Source organism: Pedobacter steynii, assembly GCF_001721645.1.
GTDB lineage: Bacteria > Bacteroidota > Bacteroidia > Sphingobacteriales > Sphingobacteriaceae > Pedobacter > Pedobacter steynii_A.
The window spans coordinates 1,721,483-1,743,005 of record NZ_CP017141.1; the positions used below are offsets into that span (position 1 = coordinate 1,721,483).

A 21,523-nucleotide genomic window follows, 5' to 3' on the forward strand; every position below is an offset into this window, starting at 1 on the left:
GTAACTTTGGCCCTTTATAAATGAACTGATTTATGAGTAAAATTAACAGGAAGCAAGATGCTTTGGACTACCACTCGCAAGGGCGACCGGGGAAAATACAGGTAATACCTACAAAACCAACTAATTCTCAGAGAGATCTGGCACTGGCGTATTCACCGGGTGTAGCTGAACCTTGTCTAAAAATAGCAGAAAACACAGAAGATGTTTATAAATATACAGCAAAGGGAAACCTGGTAGCTGTAATCAGTAATGGAACGGCTGTTTTAGGCCTTGGCGATATTGGTCCTGAAGCGGGTAAACCTGTAATGGAAGGTAAAGGTCTTCTCTTCAAGATTTTTGCCGATATCGATGTTTTTGACTTAGAACTGGATACCAAAAACGTTGATGATTTTGTTAAGATCGTTAAAGCCCTGGAGCCTACTTTTGGCGGGGTAAACTTAGAAGATATTAAAGCACCTGAGTGTTTTGAAATTGAACGTCGTCTAAAAGAGGAGATGAATATCCCTGTAATGCACGATGATCAACATGGAACAGCCATTATTTCTGCAGCGGCATTGATCAATGCCTGCGAATTGCAGAAAAAGAAAATGGATAAGATTAAGATTGTGGTGAATGGTGCCGGTGCCGCCGCGATTTCCTGTACCCGTCTTTATGTTTCTTTAGGTGCTAAAAAAGAAAACATCGTGATGTGCGACCGTAATGGCGTAATCCGTGATAACCGGGAGAACCTGGATGCTATTAAAGCAGAATTTGCGACTTCAAGAGAACTGACTACACTTGCGGATGCCATGAAAGATTCTGATGTATTCATCGGTCTTTCTTCAGCGGATTGTGTAACGGTAGAGATGTTGAAATCGATGGCGAAAAACCCAATCGTTTTTGCAATGGCAAATCCTAATCCGGAGATTGCTTATGAGCTGGCCATCAGTTCCCGTAAGGATTTGATTATGGCAACAGGTCGTTCTGACTATCCTAACCAGGTGAACAATGTGCTGGGCTTCCCATACATCTTCAGAGGGGCTTTGGACGTAAGGGCAACAAGCATCAATGAGGCGATGAAAATTGCTGCAGTGAAGGCAATTGCGGAGCTGGCAAAGAAATCCGTTCCTGAGGCTGTAAATATGGCCTACAATGAAAAGAATATTAAATTCGGCAAAGACTATATCATTCCGAAACCAGTGGATTTGCGTCTGATGACCAATGTTTCTTCTGCAGTGGCTAAAGCGGCAATAGAATCAGGTGTGGCACGCAAAGTGATTACCGATTGGGATGCTTATACAGAAGAGTTGAAACAACGTCTGGGAATGGATGATGCCATTATGCGTGCCATTACCAACAAAGCGAAGTCTGACCCTAAACGGGTGGTGTTTACAGAGGCCGATAATTATAAAATCCTGAAGGCAGCTCAGATTGTAAAAGATGAAAATATTGCCATTCCAATTCTATTGGGAAATAAAGAAATCATCAAACAAATCATTGAAGAGAATGCTTTGGAACTGGATGGCGTGGAAATCATGGATCCTTTCTTAGAGCCGGAGCGCATGAAAAAATATGCGGACGCTTTGTATCAAAAGAGACAAAGAAGAGGCGTAACTCTATTTGAAGCCAATAAATTTTTGCGTGACAGGAATTACTTCGGTGCTTCTATGGTAGAATTTGGTGAAGCAGATGCCATGATTTCTGGTCTGACCAAAAATTATGTGTCTACAATTAAGCCGGCTTTACAGGTGATCGGTACTGAGCCAGGTGTAAACCGGGTTGCAGGAATGTACATGATGATGACCAAAAAAGGACCTGTATTTTTTGGTGATACTACCGTAAATGTAGACCCTACTGTAGAGGAATTGGTAGACATTACTTTGTTGCTGGAACGCGCAGTACGTAAGTTCAATATTCAACCTAGAATTGCCTTACTTTCGTACTCAAACTTCGGTTCGAACGAAGGAATAGTACCTGAAAAAGTAAGAAAAGCAGTAAAAATTCTTCATGAAAAGCATCCTGATATTATCGTGGACGGCGAAATGCAAGGAAATTTTGCAATTAACAATTCTTTGCTGAAAGATAACTTTCCTTTTAGTAGCTTAGTAGATGCTCCCGCAAATACTTTGGTATTCCCGAACCTGGAGTCCGGAAATATTGCTTACAAACTGTTGCAGGAATTAGGCGGCGCTGAAGCTGTCGGCCCAATTTTGTTAGGATTGAACAAACCTGTTCATATTGTTCAGTTGGGTAGCTCGGTTCGTGAGATTGTAAATATGGTTACTTTAGCAGTTCTTGATGTTCAGTCGAAAGAACAGGAGGCAAATGCTAAAAAAGGCGGTTTATTAAAAAGAATAACTAAGAAATAAGGAATTATGTTTGAATATATTGATGGTAAGCTGACCTTTAAATGCCCCGCTTATATTGTAGTGGAGGCCGGAGGAATTGGTTACCATATCAATATTTCACTGAATACTTATAGCAGTCTGGCTGATGTGGAACGTTGCAAGGTTTATACCTGGCTCCATGTGAAAGAAGATGCGCATACTTTATACGGATTTGCAGATGAGGGAGAGCGAAGGCTCTTCCTTCATCTGATCTCTGTTTCCGGAATCGGACCGAATACGGGTAGGATGATGCTTTCTTCAATTACCCCTACGGAAATTCAAACGGCTATTGTGAATGGTGATTTGCCTTTAATCCAGCGGATTAAGGGAATTGGAGTGAAATCTGCACAGCGCCTGGTGCTGGAATTGCAGGATAAATTGAAAAAAGAAGGTACGGGATCATTGATCGCGGCACCTCTGAATAATACTGTTAGAGAAGAGGCTTTATCAGCTTTGATGATGCTCGGGTTTGCAAAGCAGCCTGCAGAGAAATCAATTGATAATGCAGTGAAAAACGGTGGAGTGGACTTATCAGTAGAACAAATGATTAAAATAGCTTTGAAGAACTTATAACCTTACCCTTGAAAACCATATTAACGCTCATCCTTATTCTTTTTTTCTGCCTTGGCGGACAGGAAGGATTTTCGCAGACAGTTCCGCCTGGAAAAAGAACAGATACCACCAAGAATTCCTTCAGTCTGAAGGAAAAACAAAGACTAGGCCTCCGCAATCTGAGCAACTCTTTTAAACCCCTTCCCGAAAATGTGAAGCGGGAAGTAGAATATGATGCAAAAAACAGAAGGTACATCATCAGGCAGATGATTGGTAACCGCCTTTTTGCTCCTCCTCAGTATCTGACCATCGAAGAATACCAGCGTCTGGTGAACAGTGAGATGAAGCGCGATAACTGGCGGATGTACTCCAATGAAGAATTAAATGAAGTCAGAAAAAATGGGTTCATTCCAAGCCTTAAAATAAACAGTAAGGCTTTTGAACGTATTTTTGGTGGCACAACTATAGATATTCAACCTCGTGGAGAGGCGGAACTCACTTTTCTGGGCAGGATCAATAAAAATGAAAACCCTTTGTTTAACGAACGCCAGCGCGTTCAGTCGAACTTTGATTTTAACCAGCGTATCCAGATGGATGTGATCGGTAATATCGGTACCCGTATGAAAATCAATATGAACTACAATACAGAGGCTCAGTTTGATTTTGAAAACCAGATAAAACTGGATTATACCGGAGGAAAAGACGACATCATCCAGAAGATCGAAGCGGGAAATGTAAGCTTGCCGCTGAACACCACATTGATCAATGGAACACAGGCTTTATTTGGGGTTAAAACGCAATTACAATTTGGTAAACTGAGTGTCAGTTCGGTTTTCTCCCAGCAAAAATCTCAATCCAGGGAAATCCGCATCAATAACGGTGCTCAGCAAAATGAATTCAGGTTGAGTGCGGATAATTATGAGGCGAACAAACATTATTTCTTAGCCCATTATTTCCGCAACAATTACAATAAAACGCTGGCTACACCACCTACCATTACTTCCGGTGTGCTGATTACGAAAGTGGAGGTCTGGATTACCAATAAAACAGGAAACACACAGGATTCAAGGGATGTGCTTGGATTTATTGACCTGGGTGAAAATGCGCCTTATAATCCGACCATTCCAGGCGGAGGATCTGCATTGCCTTCCGGGTTTGACAATCCTCAGTTTCCAAGGCAATCGAATCAGCTTTTGTCGCAATTGCCTCCCGATGCGCGCCAGACAAATTCAAATGCGGTCATCTCTTTCTTTGCTGCAAACGGGGGAACAGATAATTACGCCAAACTGACTTATGCCAGAAAGCTGGCAGACAGAGAATATACTTTCCATCCGCAATTGGGTTATATTTCCCTGAACAACGCATTAAATACGGATGAAGTCCTGTCTGTTGCCTATCGTTATACCTACCGTGGGGTGGAGTATCAGGTCGGAGAGTTCTCTACAGATGTATCTTTTGATCAGGCTTCGCCAAAGGTTTTGTATACCAAGTTGTTGAAAAACGAAACGACAAAAACAAAGCTGCCTACCTGGGACCTGATGATGAAAAACATTTATTCTATCGGTGGTTATCAAATCAGTCCGATGAATTTTAAGCTGGACATCTTCAGGATTGATGACAAGACAGGGGTGGAAAAGCCCTATATTGATGAGGGGGAAAAACTGGATGCTGACCGCAGGCCTTTAAAGAATAAGCAATGGATTCAGGTGGTTGGTTTAGACCGTTTGAATCAGCAGAAAGAAAGAAGTCCGGATGGAGTTTTTGACTTTGAAGCAGAGAACAGGCCTTTTGGCTCTAACCAGAATATTTCCTTTAATACGCCAATCAACAATAACAACAATGGTGGAAATACAAATGGATCCAATACCAATCTGAGTAATTTCTCCACCAATACCAGCAATGGTTATGTCACGATAGATCCATTGAACGGAAGGATCATTCTTCCTTTAATTGAGCCTTTTGGTAGAGATCTGGCAGACCAGTTTAGTCCGACAGAACAGGCACTTGTAGACAAGTACACCTATACCGCTTTGTACGACTCGACTAAGGTTATTGCCCAGCAATTGTTTACCAAGCAAAACCGATATGTGATTAAAGGAGCTTATCAAAGTCAGGTAGCTTCAGAATTCAGTTTAAATGCAATCAATGTTCCTGAGGGTTCAGTAAAGGTATTTGCGGGAACAATTCCTCTTCAGGAAGGGGTGGATTATACGGTGGATTACCAGGGAGGAAGGGTCAGAATTTTAAATACTGCAATCCTGATTTCTGGTCAGCCTATAAAGATTTCTACAGAAAATAATGAGCTTTTTGGTTTACAGCAACGTTCCCTGTTTGGAACGCGTCTGGACTATAAGGTAAACAATAAGCTGAACCTGGGAGGTACCATTATGAACCTCACAGAAAAGCCGCTTACGCCAAAAGTAAACCTTGGGGAGGAACCGATCTCTAATACGATGTGGGGATTGGACCTGAACTATAGTTCTCCTTCCAGGTTCCTGACAAAACTGGTGGATAAGTTACCTTTCCTTTCTACAAAAGTTCCTTCCAGTTTTACATTCTCCGGAGAGTTTGCGCAATTAATTCCGGGACACCCGTCGGCTCTGAATTTTGGTGGCAAGAAAGGTGGGGTAAGTTACCTGGATGATTTTGAAGCATCCCGCTCTATCATTGACCTGAAAAGTGCAATGGCATGGCAGTTGTCTGGTACGCCTCAAATGTTTTCTGAATCCTCAAGGATTGATGACCTGAGCTATGGCTTTAACAGGGCACAGATTGCTTTTTATAATATAGATCCTGTGTTTTACAACAGGAGCGATGCGACGCTTCCTGCGGCATTGAGGAATAACAAAAACGAGCTTTCCAATCACTATGTCCGCCAGGTGGTGGAACAGGAGGTTTTTCCGTTTAAAGAAATCGGAACGGGACAGCCCTTTGCGTTACCAACTTTAGACGTTGCATTTTATCCAACGGTTCGTGGTCCTTACAATTATACGCCTAACGGATTTAATGCCAGCGGTGCGTTGAATAATCCCCGTAGTCGCTGGGGTGGTTTATTCAGAAGAATTGAGACCAATGATTTCGAAGCGCTGAACATTGAGTTTATTGAGCTTTGGGTAATGGATCCTAACATTTATAAACCTAATTCAGCAGGTGGAGACCTGTATTTTAACATCGGTAACATTTCTGAAGATATTTTAAAAGACGGGCGTAAATCACTGGAGAATGGCTTACCGGCAGATGGTGATCCTTCTAAATTTGATGAAACCAACTGGGGAAGGGTACCAAAGCTGCAGCCGGTAGTTCAGGCTTTCGACAATGACCCGAATGCGAGAAGAACACAGGATGTTGGTCTGGATGGAATGGGCAATGCTGATGAACAGCAGAAATTTGCCACATTGATCAATCAGATCAAAGGACAGCTCAATCCTGATGCTGCTGCACAGATTGAAAAGGATCCTTCATCTGATGATTACACTTATTTCAGGGGACCGGAACTTGACCGTGAAAATGCAGGGATCTTAAAGCGGTATCAAAAATATAACGGAACAGAAGGAAACTCTAAAACTGCACAGCAATCGCAGGCAGAGTTAGGTGTGGAAAATTCTGCTTCAACTTCTTTACCTGATGGAGAAGACATTAACAGAGATAACAATATGACGCAGTCTGATGAGTACTTCCAGTACAAAGTATCGATGCGTCCGGGAGACCTGATGGTTGGGCAGAACTTTGTGACCGATAAGGTGACTTCACAAGTGAAATTGGCGAACGGGCAGACACAACCGGTTACCTGGTATCAGATCCGCATCCCTCTGGCACAACCGACAGATAAAGTTGGAGGTATTCAGGATTTTAAATCTATCCGTTTCATCCGGATGTTCCTGACTGACTTCGCAGATACTACCGTATTGAGGTTTGGAAAGATTCAATTGGTTAGGGGAGAATGGAGACAATATAATGCCAGTAACGAAGCCTCACAAACTATTGTTGATCCTGCTTTGGGAACAATTATGCCTGATAAATCTAAAATTGAGGTGGCTACAGTAAACATAGAGGAAAACGGTAAACGTACACCGATCCCTTATGTGATCCCTCCCGGAATTGAGCGGGAACGTGACTTCAGCAATTACCGTGGAGATACCCGTCAGAATGAGCAGTCTTTATCGGTAACGATCAAGGAGCTTCGTGATGGTTATGGCCGCGCTGCATTTAAAACTGCCTTTAACGATTTCAGGTCATATAAACATCTGGAAATGTATATCCATGCAGAATCGCTTGGCCCAAATGTCTTAAATGACAATGACCTGAGTGCATTTTTACGTATTGGTACAGATAATCAGGATAACTACTACGAGTATTCACAGCCTTTAAGTGTGACACAACCGGGAACAAGTGATCCTAACCGCATCTGGCCGGAACAGAATAAGATGGACATTTCTCTGGAGCTGTTCCAGAAAGCGAAGCTGGCGAGAAATAATGCAAAGACCAATACAGGAGCTCCATGGCCAATCAATATTCCTTTTAACTACATCATCGACGGTAAGGTGATTACCGTAAAGGGACAGCCGGATATGAGTAAGGTAAGGGTATATATGCTGGGGGTAAAGAACCCTTATAAAAACATCAACGGAAATGATGATGGCCTGGATAAAAATGCGATTATCTGGTTTAATGAACTTCGCTTAACGGAATTTGATGAGCGCGGCGGTTGGGCAGCTACAGCCAGACTGAGCGCGAAACTGGCTGACTTTGCGGATGTGAATGTTTCGGGAAGTAAATCGACAATTGGATTCGGTTCTCTGGAGACCCGGGTAAGTGAAAGAAACAGGGCCGATAATGTCTTTTTTGATATTTCTTCCAGTATGGAGTTGGGTAAATTTTTCCCTAAGAAAACAGGGATCAAGGTACCGATGTTTGTCAGTTATTCCAGTCAGGTGAGTACCCCTCAGTACAATCCGAGTATGCCGGATATTGAATTGAAAAATGCACTGGATGTAGCTACAAAATCAGAAAGAGACTCGATTCTGAACTTTGCACAGGACTTTACCACCAGAAGTAGTATCAACTTTACCAATGTCAGAAAAGAAAGAACAAACCCTGAGCAAAAACCAAAGGTCTGGGATATTGAGAACTTTAATGTCAGTTATGCTTATACCAAGTATGCCCACAGGGATTTTATTGTAGAGAACAACTTCCAGAAAACATACCGTGGTTCCCTGGCTTATAATTATGCCGGACCTGCAAAAAGCTATGAGCCTTTTAAAAAGCTGATCAAATCGAATAGCCTGGCGTTATTAAAGGACTTCAATTTTAGCCTGATGCCTACGGCAATTAATTTCAGGATTGATGTGGACCGTTTCTACTCAGAGAACAGTCTGAGAAATAACGACCCTTTGAATTCTATTCCGGTGAATACGACCTTTAATAAGAATTTCCTGGTATCAAGGGTGTATGGAATTGCCTGGAACTTAAGCAAGTCGCTGACCCTGGATATTGACGCGACAAACTATTCGATCATCGATGAGCCTTATGGCAGAATTGAAGGATTGAAAAGAGATACCTTATGGCAGAATATGATGAGGTTAGGCAGAACAACAGATTACAGCCATAACCTGAACATTACTTATGCGCTGCCAATAAACAAGATCCCGGGGATGGACTGGGTGAATGTGGCTACCCGCTACGGAACAAATTTCAACTGGCAGACAGAGCCGCTTTCTACCTTGAGAGATCCGAACATCAATCTTGGAAATACGGTGCAAAACTCCAGAACGATTCAGATTAACCCGACATTTAACCTGGCTTCACTTTACAATAAGTTTGGTTTCATCAGAAAATCCGGTTCCGGTGCTACTCAGACCGGCTCGAGCGTATGGGTAGACCTGCTAACCAGTGTTAAGAATGTGGTAGGTGCTTTTACGCAAACCAAGGGAACTTACCTGCCGGGTTATCTGCCTAAAACAAATGTTTTCGGAATAGACAATGCAACAGGTGCACCGGGATTGGGATTTGTACTGGGAAGTCAGCGGGACATCAGGGAAGAAGCGCTGAGAAGAGGTTGGATCACCACCGATACGTTGCAATCTCAGCTTTACATCAATACCCTGAGAGAAGACCTGAGTTTAACGAGTTTGATTGAACCGATCAAAGACCTGACCATTACCCTGACGGCGAACAGGAATAAGACGATGAACTATTCTACGAATTTCAGGTTTGATGACCTGACCAAAGAATTCCAGAATTTCAGCCCGTTTACCACTGGCGATTACAGCATTTCCTTTATTAGTCTTGGAACGGCATTTTCTGAAAAATCAGGGAATACGGTTTCGAAGCTGTTCAATGAATTCATGTCCAACAGGCAGGTAATTTCACAACGTTTAGGTGCTTTGAATCCAAATTCTTCAGGAACGAGGGAGGGATATGCAGATGGTTACGACAGAAATGCCCAGGATGTAGTTATTTCTGCGTTCCTGGCTGCTTACTCCGGAAAGAGTGCTGCTTCGTCCAGCCTGAACTCTATGCCGAAGATTCCATTGCCGAACTGGCGTTTGAATTATAGGGGGCTAACCAGGATCGCTTATCTTGCGGAGCACTTCAGTTCTATTGATTTAAGACATGCTTATCGCTCGGTATACAGCATCAACAGTTTTAACTCCTTGCTGAAATATGAGGAGCGAAACGGCGGGGTGAGCAGCAGAGATAAGAACGATAACTTCCTGCCCCGGTTCCAATATGCACAGGTAACCATTGCAGAGCAGTTCTCTCCGCTGATTGGAGTAGATACCCGGTTAAAGAATAACCTGACTGCAAATTTTGAGATCGGCAGAACACGTTTATTAGGCTTAAGCCTGTCCAACAGCCAGCTGGCACAACTTACGGAGAATAACATGGTATTTGGTCTGGGCTATCGTACCACGAAGTTCAGGTTCCCTTTTGGATTGTTTAAACAATTGAAGATGGACAACAATATGGATTTTAAACTGGATGTTGCCATCAGGGACAATAAGACAGTGATCTATCGTGCGGACATTCTGGAAGCAGAAGTTTCCTCAGGTGCAAAGAACATCACCTTAAGGCCAAGTGTGGATTATATCCTGAACCAACGTTTTAATGTAAGGGTGTTCTATGATTCTAACATTACCAAACCATATACTTCTCAGACCTTCAATACTTCATTCAGTAATTTTGGATTTAGTTTGAGAGTGACCTTGAATTAGATAAAAGTTTTTGTTTTGTCGTTTATTGCGCGCATATTTTCTTAAAAAAATATGCGCTTTTTGTTGGCTTCTGTTTTAATATGATTTTATAAGTGGTTTGTGCTTTATGTTGAGCATTTATTGATTTTGTGAGGAAATGTGTTTACAAAATTTTTAATCAAAACATGTATGTATGAAAATAATTACAATTAATGTGTAATTAATGTTGTTTAGTTGTTGTTTCTCTTGTTTGAGAACCATATTTTTATTAAAAACCATAAATTATGAAAACAACTTTATTGAAAGGGTTTGTCGCGGCCGGAATGTTTCTTGCTGTAATTTCAAGTACAACAAGTGCTGAGGCCCAACTGATCGACCCTCCTAGACCTCCTATTACGAACACCATTCATTCGGGCTATGCGCCGATTTCTTTTTATGCTCAAAGAGGTGGGCAAAACACTTTAATTGTGCGGTCTAATAGCGGACAGTATTCCCTGTACATTCAGCAGGATGGAAATCTTGTGTTATATAATAATTCCAAAGGAATTTGGAGTACCGGTGTTAGCCAGGTGCTCAACCAGGGGTATTTGGTTAGTTTCAGCCAGGATGGAAGAATTACTTTAACAGCAAGTCCTAGTGGATTTAAGATGTGGGAGTCACCAATACCCGAGTATGGGGGTTTCTACTGGATTCTTCAGGATGATGGTAACTTTGTAAGGTATAGCCATAATGGCGGATCTATCTCAACCAGAACTCATGGTGGTAAAAACAGGCAAAGTGGATTGATTAATTAAGAGCAGGAAAAACAACATGTTGAAATAACTTCAACATGTTGTTTTTCTATTAAGTGACCTAAGTATATCATTTTTGCCTCTGACCGGGCATTTTTCTCAGGATTTGTCCTGGCAGATGTTCAGGGCATAAGGAAGCTTCAAATTTTGTTAACACAAATAAATATGAATACTTATAAATAATAGTAAATTCGCAGAGGATTAGGCGTGTTTTTTTGCTGATTCCTAACAAAGTGACACATGATTTTTGTGCGTAACTAATTTATTATTAATATTATATAAAATGAATTTTCCATCAGAACTAAAGTACACTAAAGACCACGAATGGGTTAAGGTTGAAGGTAACGAGGCCTATATCGGTATTACTGATTTCGCACAGCGTGAGTTAGGTGATATTGTATACATCGATATTAATACAGTGGGTGATGAAGTAGGTAAAGATGATGTTTTCGGAACAGTTGAAGCTGTTAAAACCGTATCTGACCTTTTCATGCCGGTAACTGGAACCGTATTGGAAACTAACCCGGAATTGAATGACAATCCTGAGCTGGTAAATTCTGATCCTTATGGAAAAGGATGGATGGTTAAAGTGACCATCTCTGATGCTGCACAGGTAGACGGATTGTTAGATGCTGACGCTTACAAAGCCCTTGTTGGAGCTTAGTCAATGAACAGGGCTAAAGAGTTAAAATACCAGATCTGGACGATCATCTGGACCGTTGTTATTTTGATCCTTTGCAACATACAAATGCCTGCCTCTAATGGGACAGGCTTTTTTTTTGAAGGATTTGATAAAATGGTCCATTTGGGCTTCTTCTTTGTGCTGACCGTATTGTTATTATATGGAAAGATCAGGTATCAGCACAGTTATCGTTTCCGGTCGCTGACAATATTTAAGATCATCCTGATGACGGCTGCCCTGGGTGGGGCGATTGAGCTTTTACAATGGAAAATATTTACCTACAGATCTGCTGAATGGTGGGATTTTACCTGCGATATGTTTGGCGTATTTATGGCTGTTTTCAGCTTTTTACTTTTGCATAAACCTCATCAACATGAAAAAGAACATCAGTAAAATGATTTTACTTTTGCTGGTGCTGGCCGCCAGTGGCTGCAGTATTTTTAAGCCTGGCTGTAAGTGCCCTCCGGTAAGTTACCGGAGCTATCCGCAGCGTTAAAAGCAGAAGTATCCATTATGTTACTTTGCCATGACTTTCTGATTGCAGAAATCAGGTGATATCTACTTTAAAGCCCTTTTAGAGAAGGGTAGTCTTGAGGTCTTTATTTGGAACTATTATAAATTAAGACTAAATTGCGCTTTGTTCAGGGAAGGAATAAGGTATCTCCCTAAAGCGTTAAAATAAATTTATAAAGATGAAACTTTCACAATTGAATCCGGGAGAACGAGGCACTATTGTGGCATTTACAGATTTGGAGATGTCAGTCAAACTAATGGAGATGGGTTGCTTGCCCGGAGAAGTTGTAGAAGTCGAACGTTTTGCGCCGCTTGGCTGTCCGATCGCGATTCGTGTAGCGGGTTATCAACTTTGTTTACGTAAAAACGAAGCATCTATTATTATAATTCAGTAGTGATTTGGCAAAGGATTTGAAAATAGCGCTGGTTGGGAATCCCAATACAGGCAAGTCTACTCTTTTTAATCTGCTTACCGGATTAAATCAAAAAATTGGAAACTTTCCGGGGATTACCATAGATAAGAAAGTAGGTTACTGCAAGCTTCCGGATGGTAAACAGGCGGAGATCATTGACCTTCCGGGAACCTATAGCCTTTATCCAAAAAGCAAAGATGAAAGTATTGTCTTCCAGGTTCTGGCCGACAAAAATAATGCGAGTCATCCGGATATCGTAGTGTTGATTGCGGATGCAACCAACCTGAGAAGAAACCTGTTGCTTTATACACAGGTTGCGGATCTGGAGATCCCAATGGTACTGGCCTTGAACATGACGGACATGGCCAGGAAGGAGGGAATCAATATTGATGTCAATAAACTTTCCGAAAGATTGGGAATTCAGGTTGTGGCCATCTCCGCAAGGAGCAACGCAGGTCTGGATGAACTAAAAAAAGCCATTAACAATACCACTTCCATAGCAACCCAGTTGAAAGGGGCCGATATTCTTGCATTGGCACCCGAGGCGATTGAGGCGACTAAAAAGAGAATCGGGACCGAAAATGATTATTTTGCTTTGCAGATATTGCATCAGCACCAGCATTTAGCCGACTTTACCGAGGTAGATCATGCTGCCTTTGATCAGATCCGGAAAGCAAATAATTTTGAAACGTCCACATTACAGACAGCAGAAACGATCGCCCGTTACCGTCATTTAGGAACAGTCCTTAGCGGGGTAATTGAGGATACAGGCGCAGCCAGGAAATTTGCTTTCAGTGATAAAATTGATGCGGTACTTACCAATAAGTTCTGGGGCTTTCTGATCTTTATCGGTATTCTCTTTTTTATTTTTAATGCTATTTTCTCCTGGTCTCAGTACCCGATGGAGATGATTGAAACCATTTTCGCCAGGCTGGGGGAATTGGGACATGAGTATTTGCCGGAAGGTGTGCTCAGTAGTTTATTATTGGATGGGGTATTGGCCGGACTAGGCGGGATTGTTGTTTTCATCCCTCAGATTGCCATTCTCTTTGCTTTTATCTCCATTCTTGAAGATACGGGGTATATGGCCAGGGTGACCTTTTTGATGGATAAGATCATGAGAAAATTTGGTCTGAGTGGAAAGTCAGTAGTCCCGATGATCGGAAGCATTGCCTGTGCGGTTCCTTCTATCATGAGCGCCAGGACGATTGAAAGCTGGAAAGACCGCATCATTACCATTATGGTTGTTCCATTGGTGAGCTGTTCGGCCAGATTGCCGGTATATACGCTATTGATTGGTCTGGTGGTCCCGGAAAAAACAGTTTGGGGATTCATCAACCTACAGGGATTAACCTTAATGGGAATGTACCTGATCAGTATTCTTGCTGCAGTATTGGTTGCCTTTGTGATGAAAATTATATTGAAGGCAAAAGAGAAATCTTATTTTATTATGGAGTTACCGGTATACCGGGCGCCACGCTGGACGAATGTACTCTATACCATGTATGAGAAATCCAAGACTTTCGTTCTTGAGGCGGGTAAGGTGATCATTGCGATCTCTATTGTGCTGTGGGTCATGTCTTCTTACGGACCTTCAGACCGGTTTGAAGCCATCGATAAAAAATATGCCGCTATAGAGGCTCAAAAAGATAGCGTACAGATTTCCACGCTGGAAAGAGATAAGTCTGCTGAGCGCCTTGAAAATTCTTATGCAGGAATTTTAGGACATGCCATAGAACCCGTCATCAGGCCTTTAGGTTTTGACTGGAAGATTGGCATCGCCCTGATCACTTCATTTGCAGCCAGAGAAGCCTTTGTGGGAACCATGGCGACCATTTACAGTGTGGAAGGGGGAGATGAAAATGTGGTAAAAATCCATGACCGCATGAAGGCTGCAAAAAATCCGGTTACCGGTTTGCCTGTGTTCACCTTTGCGACAGGATTTTCGTTGATGCTGTTTTATGCTTTTGCCATGCAGTGTATGAGTACGGTAGCCGTAGTATACCGGGAAACGAAATCATGGAAATGGCCGCTGATACAACTGGTGTATATGACTGCAATGGCTTATGTGGCCAGTTTGATTGCTTATCAGCTTTTAAAATAATATATTGAACTATTAAATGCAATGGTATCATGAATGAAAGAATGGAAAAATTGCTCAATGAGCAGGTTAATTTAGAAATGTATTCCGCTAATGCCTATTGGGCAATGTGTTCCTGGTTTTCAGACAAGGACCTGGATGGATTTGCTAACTATTTTAAAGTTCAGGCAAAAGAGGAACTTTTTCATGCGGAGAAACAATTCAACTATATTCATGATGTTGGAGGAAAGGTAACAATTGGAGCGATTCAACAGCCTGAATCTAACTTTACTTCCGTGCTGGAGGTTTTTGAGATCACCCTGGCGCATGAAAAGGCAGTTACAAAAAGCATTGGAAATCTGATCAAAGCAGCCTTTGAGGAAAATGATTTTGCTACACATACCTTTTTACAGTGGTTTGTTACCGAGCAGGTAGAGGAAGAAGCTACGGTATCTCAGATCATCAGTAAGCTGAAGATGATCGGGGACAACTCCTCCGCGCTATATCTTTTGAATACAGAGCTGGCCCAAAGAACATTTAATGCCGCTACCGGCGGTGCTTCCTAAGCCTTCGGCTATTATCGGCTTTTAATTAATTTCCTTATCTTGGAGGATTGAAAAAGGAAGAGATTTTAGCACAGTATATGCCTCCAGGGGCGGCGCCAATTATTGCGAAGTGGATAGATTATTTTCAATGTGAATTTAAAATATCTAAAAACAGAGCGACGAAGCTTGGTGATTACCGGCACCCTTATAAGAATTTAGGGCATAAAATATCAGTCAATAATGACCTGAATGCCTATGCTTTTCTTGTTACTACGGTACATGAGTTTGCCCATCTGCTGACCTGGAATGACCATAAGAATAAAGTGAAACCCCACGGTGCGGAATGGAAGCATAATTTCAAACGCATGATGGCTCCCTTTATTGAACAGCAAATCTTTCCTAATGATGTTCAGCAGGCGATAGTGAGTTACCTGAATAATCCTTCTGCAGCAAGCTGCACCGATCTTAAACTATCCCGTGCTTTGAAAAAGCACGACTTGCCTAAGGATGCTTCCAGACTGGAAGAACTGCCTCTGGATGCCGTATTTACGATAAAGGACGGACGTCAGTTCAGAAAGGGTGAAAAGCTGAGAAAAAGATACCGTTGTCTTTGCCTGACCAATGGTAATGTCTATTTGTTTAATCCTTTGGCAGAAGTAACCTTAGCCGCTACAGGGACATAAACAGCCTCTTTATCTTCTACTTTCCATTTAAAATTAAGTTTTTCATTTCTAAAGTTTCCAGGCATGGCTTTGATACTGTCAATGAATGCATCAGTTTCTCTTACCAGGATACTGGCCGTATAGCCATTCTGGGCCTTGCTTTTCAATTGAATGATGTTCTCATCCGGAATGTCAATAAACTGATCAAATACCATCTCATATTGATCGTTCCCGGCAATTGCTTCATCAAGCGTTCTGACATTTTGTTTGTAGCCCTCTTCCCGGATGGAGTTGTCTCTGATAGATTTAACCGATAAATATGGCCTGGTTAAAAGCTCAGACATGGAACTCCCTTTGCGCTGTTCTTTACTGAAGGCGATGTTATTCCTGAGAAATACCCGGGTATCTGTATATTCATTGCCGGATTTATTCCTTTCCTGTACGAGGATTAAACTGTCATTTTTAAAGTAATACTTTTTAGTTCTGCTGTTAATAAGACCGTTATCTTTCTGTTCCACATATAACACCGCCTTACCATTCGAGCTGTATCTTTCTGCATACATCGATTGTTCTCCCTGAAGGTAAACCAGACTACTTTGTTTTTCCAGGTGATCCAGGTTCGCATCTATGGAATCTGCCAGGACCCGAATGGTTTTATCCGTCATGGCTGTTGCGGCGGACTGCGTGATCAAATCCGCCTGAGGATGCTTAGGTTGTTGGTTACAACCAAACAGGACTGGAAAAGCCGTAAGAGAACATGCAATATAAAAGATCTTCATAACGTTTTTTTAAGTAATATTGAAGGCGATTATCATGCCAAATGGGATTGCCTGTTATTAAAAGAAAAAACAATGAAAAACAAACTGTCTCCTCTCACATTATTTCAACCCGGTAAATTAAAGGTCCTTTTGTCTCTGGGCTTCAAAGGTTACCTGGCTGATAAAGGATGGTTCGAGGCCTATAGAACGAAATCTTCAATCAGTGAGACTGGTGATCCTATCGCATGGGTAACTTATTCCTTCATTGATTTTATAAAAGAAAGAATCAATAAACAACATAGCGTATTTGAATTTGGGTCTGGTAATTCTACTCTTTTTTATTCAAAACTTTCCCGGGAAGTCTATTCTGTAGAGCATGATAAAGGATGGTTTGAAAAAAACTCCGGACTGAGTGGCCCAAACATCAAAATGATCTATTGTGAATTAACTGAAAATGGACCTTATTGCCGAAGTGCCCTGGATACGGGGAAAAAATTCGATGTCATTATTGTAGATGGGAGGGACCGGTTGAACTGCTGTGAGCAGGCCATCAAGTCTCTGACTGAAGATGGGGTAGTGGTGCTGGACGATTCTGAAAGAAAGGAATATGGTGCAGCATTTGATTTTTTCAAAAGAAATGGCTTCAAGCACCTTCCTTTTACAGGGATGGCACCTGGGGTAATCGTTTCTAAATGCACTTCTATCTTTTATAAATCTAACAACTGCCTGGATATCTGATCAATCAGGATCAGTAGGCCATTAATTTATCAATACTTTCCTTAAGTCTGCTTTTGGCAAGGAAGCTTTCTTCCAGGACTTTGCTCATTGGAATGGCGGTATCGGAGCTGGCACAACGCATTACAGGCGCATCCAGTTGCTCAAAACAATGTTCAGCGATCCAGGCTGATAGTTCAGCTCCGAAGCCGCTGCTTAGCGTATCTTCATGTAAGATCAGTACCCTTCCTGTTTTCTTTACCGCGGCGGCTACAGCTTCTTTATCCCAGGGTTGTAAACTGCGTAAATCCAATAGAGTAGCATTGATTTCCGGATGTTCGTCCAGATAGGAAAGTGCCCAGTGAACGCCAAGTCCATAAGTAATGATACTCAGTTGCTCCCCTTCTTTAATCAGGTTGGCTTTGCCTATTTCCAGGGTGTATTCCCCTATTGGAACTTGTCCGCTTAAGCTGCGGTATAAATATTTATGCTCAAAAAATAATACCGGGTTGGGATCTTCAATAGCCGAAAGGAGTAAACCTTTCGCATCAAAAGGAAAAGCCGGATAGACAATTTTTAAACCTGGTGTTTTGGTGAACCAGGCTTCGTTGCTTTGGGAATGAAAAGGGCCGGCACCGGTTCCTGCCCCTGTAGGCATTCTGACCACCACATCCGCCTTTTCTCCCCAGCGGTAATGGGTTTTTGCAAGGTTGTTCACAATCTGATTGAATCCGCAGGTCACGAAATCGGCAAACTGCATTTCCACCACAGCCTTGTAACCATTGATAGAAAGGCCTAATCCAGCCCCTACAATCGCCGATTCACAGATTGGGGTATTGCGGACCCTTGCTTTTCCAAAAAGGTCTACAAAGCCGTCTGTGATCTTAAATGCTCCACCATATTCAGCAATGTCCTGCCCCATTAAAACCAGGTTGTTGTGTTTTTGCATGCCGATCTTTAGGGCATCTGTGATGGCATCTATATATCTTATTTCTGCAGATTGCTGATTGGGCTCAACAGGCTGATAGGGATGTGGAGCATACATATCCTGCATTTCCGTAGCGGTATCAGCGACCGGCTCTTCTTCCAGAAACGCAGCTTCCACTTCCTGTTCAATTCCAGCTTTAAAATCAGCTTTAATCTCTGCAATACTCTCCGGAGTCAGTATCCTTTGCTCCAGGAGGTATTCTTCAAAGCACTTTACCGGATCTTTTTGCGCCCAGAGGTCGAACAGTTCCTGAGGCACATATTTTGTTCCTGAGGCCTCTTCGTGCCCTCTCATTCTGAAAGTAAGGCATTCTACCAATACCGGTTTGGGGTCTTTCCGCATCTTTTCTGCAAGATCAGAAAGGGTATCATAAACTTCCAGAATGTTATTTCCATCAATCTGAACACCTTCTATTCCGTATCCTGCAGCTCTATCTACGAGATCTTTACATTTAAATTGCTCGTTAATTGGAGTAGAGAGTCCATATCCATTGTTTTCAATTAAAAAGATAACCGGAAGGTTCCATACTGAAGCCACATTGATGGCCTCATGAAAATCACCTTCACTGGTGGCGCCTTCGCCGGTAAATACAAGAGTTGCCTGTTTTTTATCTGCGATAAGGTCTGCGAGCGCAATACCATCTGCGATGGCCATCTGAGGTCCCAGATGGGAGATCATTCCAATAATTTTATATTCCTGTGTGCCGAAATGAAAGGAGCGGTCCCGGCCTTTGGTAAAGCCGGATATTTTGCCTTGCCATTGGGCCATTAGCTTTTTTAAAGGGATATCCCGGGCTGTAAATACGCCCAGATTTCTATGCATAGGAAGGATGTATTCGGTTTCCTTCATAGCTAAAGCACTTCCTACGGCAATGGCTTCCTGTCCGATTCCTGAAAACCATTTGCCAATCCTGCCCTGACGTAATAAGATAAGCATTTTTTCCTCTACCATCCGGGGGTAAAGCAATTGCGTGTATAAATCTAATAAGGTAGCATCATTCTTATCTTTTCTGTCAAACTGCATAGTTTATGTATTTTTGTCTGCTTTATTTTTCTCTTCATAAAGTTTGGCAAAAGACTTCGGTGCAACTTCCGGCATATTCCGGTATTTGCCCCAGGTCTTCTTGAAAAGAAACTTCAAAAAGAAGTTTTTAATCTTTCCGCTTACCGTATCCATTCTCGATCTTTTTTGCATCCCGGTATTGAAAAGTTTCCAGCCAATCTCTTCAGATTTGCTGTTTTCATGATCAGCAGCGGCGTCCCTTCTGTTTAGGAGGAGCATTTTATGGATGTCAATTTTTACCGGGCATACCTCGGAACATTTACCACACAAACTGGAAGCATAACTCAGGTGTTTGAAGTCCTTCATCCCTTTTAAATGTGGCGTAATGATAGAACCTATTGGTCCACTGTAAGTCGTATTATAGGTATGTCCGCCAATATTTTTATAGACAGGACAAGCATTCAGGCAAGCCCCGCATCTGATACAATACAGACCCTGACGCTGCTCTTTCTCTGCCAGCAGATTTGTACGTCCGTTATCCAGTAAGACCACATACATTTCTTCTGGTCCATCAGTCTCTTCGGGGCGCCTTGGTCCGCTTAAAATCGTATTGTAAACGGTGAGGTTTTGCCCGGTACCATGACTGGAAAGTAATGGCCAGAATAGGTCCAGGTCTGCCATAGAAGGAATGATCTTTTCAATTCCTACAATGGCAATATGGATTTTAGGAAATGTAGTACATAACCTCGCATTTCCTTCATTCTCAGTTAATGCAATGCTACCGGTATCTGCAATTAAGAAATTTCCTCCGGAAATGCCAATGTCGGCTTTCAGGTATTTTTCTCTGAGGAGTTCTCTTGCTTTCTGGGTCAGTTGCTCTGGTGTTGCATCGATTGGCGTACCAAATTTATCATGAAACAGCTTTGCGATTTCCTCTTTACTAAGGTGCATTGCAGGGGTAACAATATGGTATGGAGCCTGGCCAAGGAGCTGTACAATGTATTCACCCAGGTCACTTTCCAATGATTCAATATTGTTCTTTTCCAGGAAATCATTCAGGTGGATTTCTTCGGTAGTCATCGATTTTGATTTGATCACCGTTTTTCCACCGTTTCTCTGAATAATATTCAGAATTTCTTTCCGGGCTTCCTCTGCATCATTTGCCCAGATCACTTTACCTCCTCTACGCTGAAAGTTGGATTCGAATTCAGGGAGAAACTTATCCAGGTTCTCCATCACACGCCATTTAATCACATGAGCCTTCTTCTTTGAGTTTTCCAAGTTCTCAAATCTCGATGTGCCCCTTTCTACCGCAACATTATATTTGCCAATATTATGATTAATCGTCTTGCGATGACCTAAATCAAAGGCCTTTTCATCGGCCTTAACCAAAAATTCATCAGATATCTTCATCATCTTCAAATATAAAAATAATTAGGCTTCAGTAATGATCTGCCTGATTTATTTCCCAATCTAATGTTTTTATCCTTCTGAAATGAATCCCGGATGACGAAGCCTGGATTTTTCAGGTTTCGACGAAAATATTTACAGCTGTTGGTCGAAAGGTAAGGGCAGTTGGTCGACTGTTCCTGCGGCATGGTCTAATGTGCCAAAAAACGCTGAAACGTTTCCTGTGTGATGGTGTCTTATCTACAAAACAACAATTAAATAATTACAAAACTTAAAACTAAAAGATATGAAAACTTCGATCAAAACCTTATTCGCTTCAGCTTTAACTGCTATCGTTTTAACTTCTTCAGCCTTCACTACTTTCGCTAAAGATACTACACCTGTAAGCGCACCAGCCGCTGTAAAATTCAATAAAGTAGTTGTTACCGGAAATGCTAAAGTGGTATTGGTACAAAGCAATTCAGAAGGCGTTACCACTAACGATGAGCTTGGCGCCAACACTACCGTTCAGCAAAAAGGATATACTTTGTACATCAACTCTACCGAGAGCAGCCCGGCAACCATCTATGTAAATGTAAAAGACCTGCAAAGAATTGATGCCTCCAATACTGCTCAGGTAAAAACCCGTGGTAACTTCGACTTAGCCGTTCTTCAGATCTTTTTAAAAGATGGGGCCAAAGCAAATGTAAATGCAAAAGTAGGCAGCCTTTATACTGAGATGAAAGATCAGTCTGACCTGAAATTGAGCGGTTCATCAGCAGAACACAGCCTGGTAAGAAACGATGTTTCAAAATTAAACCTGAATGATTTTGTAATTGCTAAACTATAAAAGACCGGAACTCCCGATAAGAAAG

16 protein-coding genes are annotated in these 21,523 nt (G+C 42.0%); 13 read left to right on the forward strand and 3 right to left on the reverse strand.

Annotation, left to right across the window (positions count from 1 at the left end; all coding sequences use genetic code 11):
• Nucleotides 1-32: 32 nt before the first annotated feature.
• From BFS30_RS07105 to BFS30_RS07150, 11 genes are all read left to right on the forward strand, one after another.
• Nucleotides 33-2,348, forward strand: a complete 2,316-nt coding sequence (locus BFS30_RS07105) for an NADP-dependent malic enzyme (RefSeq protein ID WP_069378651.1) — start codon at nt 33-35, stop codon at nt 2,346-2,348.
• Between the two features lie 6 nt (nt 2,349-2,354).
• Nucleotides 2,355-2,939, forward strand: coding sequence for a Holliday junction branch migration protein RuvA (ruvA, locus tag BFS30_RS07110; RefSeq protein ID WP_069378652.1), 585 nt, complete (start codon nt 2,355-2,357; stop codon nt 2,937-2,939).
• A gap of 8 nt (nt 2,940-2,947) precedes the next feature.
• The gene (gene sprA, locus BFS30_RS07115) at nt 2,948-10,132 is read left to right on the forward strand and encodes a cell surface protein SprA (protein ID WP_069378653.1); all 7,185 of its coding nucleotides are present in this window, start codon (nt 2,948-2,950) and stop codon (nt 10,130-10,132) included.
• Nucleotides 10,133-10,395: 263 nt separating this feature from the next.
• Nucleotides 10,396-10,905, forward strand: coding sequence for a hypothetical protein (locus tag BFS30_RS07120; RefSeq protein WP_069378654.1), 510 nt, complete (start codon nt 10,396-10,398; stop codon nt 10,903-10,905).
• Nucleotides 10,906-11,185: 280 nt separating this feature from the next.
• Nucleotides 11,186-11,566, forward strand: coding sequence for a glycine cleavage system protein GcvH (gcvH, locus tag BFS30_RS07125; protein WP_069378655.1), 381 nt, complete (start codon nt 11,186-11,188; stop codon nt 11,564-11,566).
• 3 nt (nt 11,567-11,569) lie between these two features.
• Complete coding sequence (locus BFS30_RS07130) at nt 11,570-11,977, forward strand: VanZ family protein (protein ID WP_069378656.1); 408 nt, start codon at nt 11,570-11,572, stop codon at nt 11,975-11,977.
• The gene (locus BFS30_RS28115; protein WP_257785599.1) at nt 11,958-12,080 is read left to right on the forward strand and encodes a hypothetical protein; all 123 of its coding nucleotides are present in this window, start codon (nt 11,958-11,960) and stop codon (nt 12,078-12,080) included. Before BFS30_RS07130 ends, BFS30_RS28115 begins: the two co-directional genes overlap by 20 nt.
• A gap of 196 nt (nt 12,081-12,276) precedes the next feature.
• On the forward strand, nt 12,277-12,492 hold the full coding sequence (locus BFS30_RS07135) for a FeoA family protein (protein WP_069378657.1): 216 nt from the start codon (nt 12,277-12,279) through the stop codon (nt 12,490-12,492).
• 4 nt (nt 12,493-12,496) lie between these two features.
• Complete coding sequence (feoB, locus tag BFS30_RS07140; RefSeq protein WP_069378658.1) at nt 12,497-14,614, forward strand: ferrous iron transport protein B; 2,118 nt, start codon at nt 12,497-12,499, stop codon at nt 14,612-14,614.
• Nucleotides 14,615-14,643: 29 nt separating this feature from the next.
• A complete protein-coding gene (locus BFS30_RS07145) occupies nt 14,644-15,156 on the forward strand; it encodes a ferritin (protein ID WP_237028722.1) in 513 nt (170 codons plus the stop codon).
• Nucleotides 15,157-15,203: 47 nt separating this feature from the next.
• Nucleotides 15,204-15,818 carry a SprT-like domain-containing protein gene (locus BFS30_RS07150; RefSeq protein WP_237028723.1) on the forward strand — a complete coding sequence of 205 codons (615 nt, stop codon included), beginning with the start codon at nt 15,204-15,206 and terminating at the stop codon, nt 15,816-15,818.
• Here the strand turns inward: BFS30_RS07150 and BFS30_RS07155 are convergent.
• Entirely contained in the window at nt 15,767-16,576 is an 810-nt protein-coding gene (locus BFS30_RS07155) for a hypothetical protein (protein ID WP_157262886.1), read from the reverse strand. The two genes, BFS30_RS07150 and BFS30_RS07155, sit on opposite strands and share 52 nt — an antisense overlap.
• 72 nt (nt 16,577-16,648) lie before the next feature.
• Between BFS30_RS07155 and BFS30_RS07160 the strand changes: the two genes are divergently transcribed.
• Nucleotides 16,649-17,293, forward strand: a complete 645-nt coding sequence (locus BFS30_RS07160; RefSeq protein ID WP_069382332.1) for an FkbM family methyltransferase — start codon at nt 16,649-16,651, stop codon at nt 17,291-17,293.
• Nucleotides 17,294-17,303: 10 nt separating this feature from the next.
• On the opposite strand, the gene BFS30_RS07165 is transcribed toward BFS30_RS07160, so the two are convergent.
• Complete coding sequence (locus tag BFS30_RS07165; protein WP_069378661.1) at nt 17,304-19,280, reverse strand: alpha-ketoacid dehydrogenase subunit alpha/beta; 1,977 nt, start codon at nt 19,278-19,280, stop codon at nt 17,304-17,306.
• 3 nt (nt 19,281-19,283) lie between these two features.
• Nucleotides 19,284-20,675, reverse strand: a complete 1,392-nt coding sequence (locus tag BFS30_RS07170; RefSeq protein ID WP_069378662.1) for a LutB/LldF family L-lactate oxidation iron-sulfur protein — start codon at nt 20,673-20,675, stop codon at nt 19,284-19,286.
• 280 nt (nt 20,676-20,955) lie between these two features.
• Between BFS30_RS07170 and BFS30_RS07180 the strand changes: the two genes are divergently transcribed.
• Nucleotides 20,956-21,498, forward strand: a complete 543-nt coding sequence (locus BFS30_RS07180) for a GIN domain-containing protein (protein ID WP_069378664.1) — start codon at nt 20,956-20,958, stop codon at nt 21,496-21,498.
• Nucleotides 21,499-21,523: the final 25 nt, after the last annotated feature.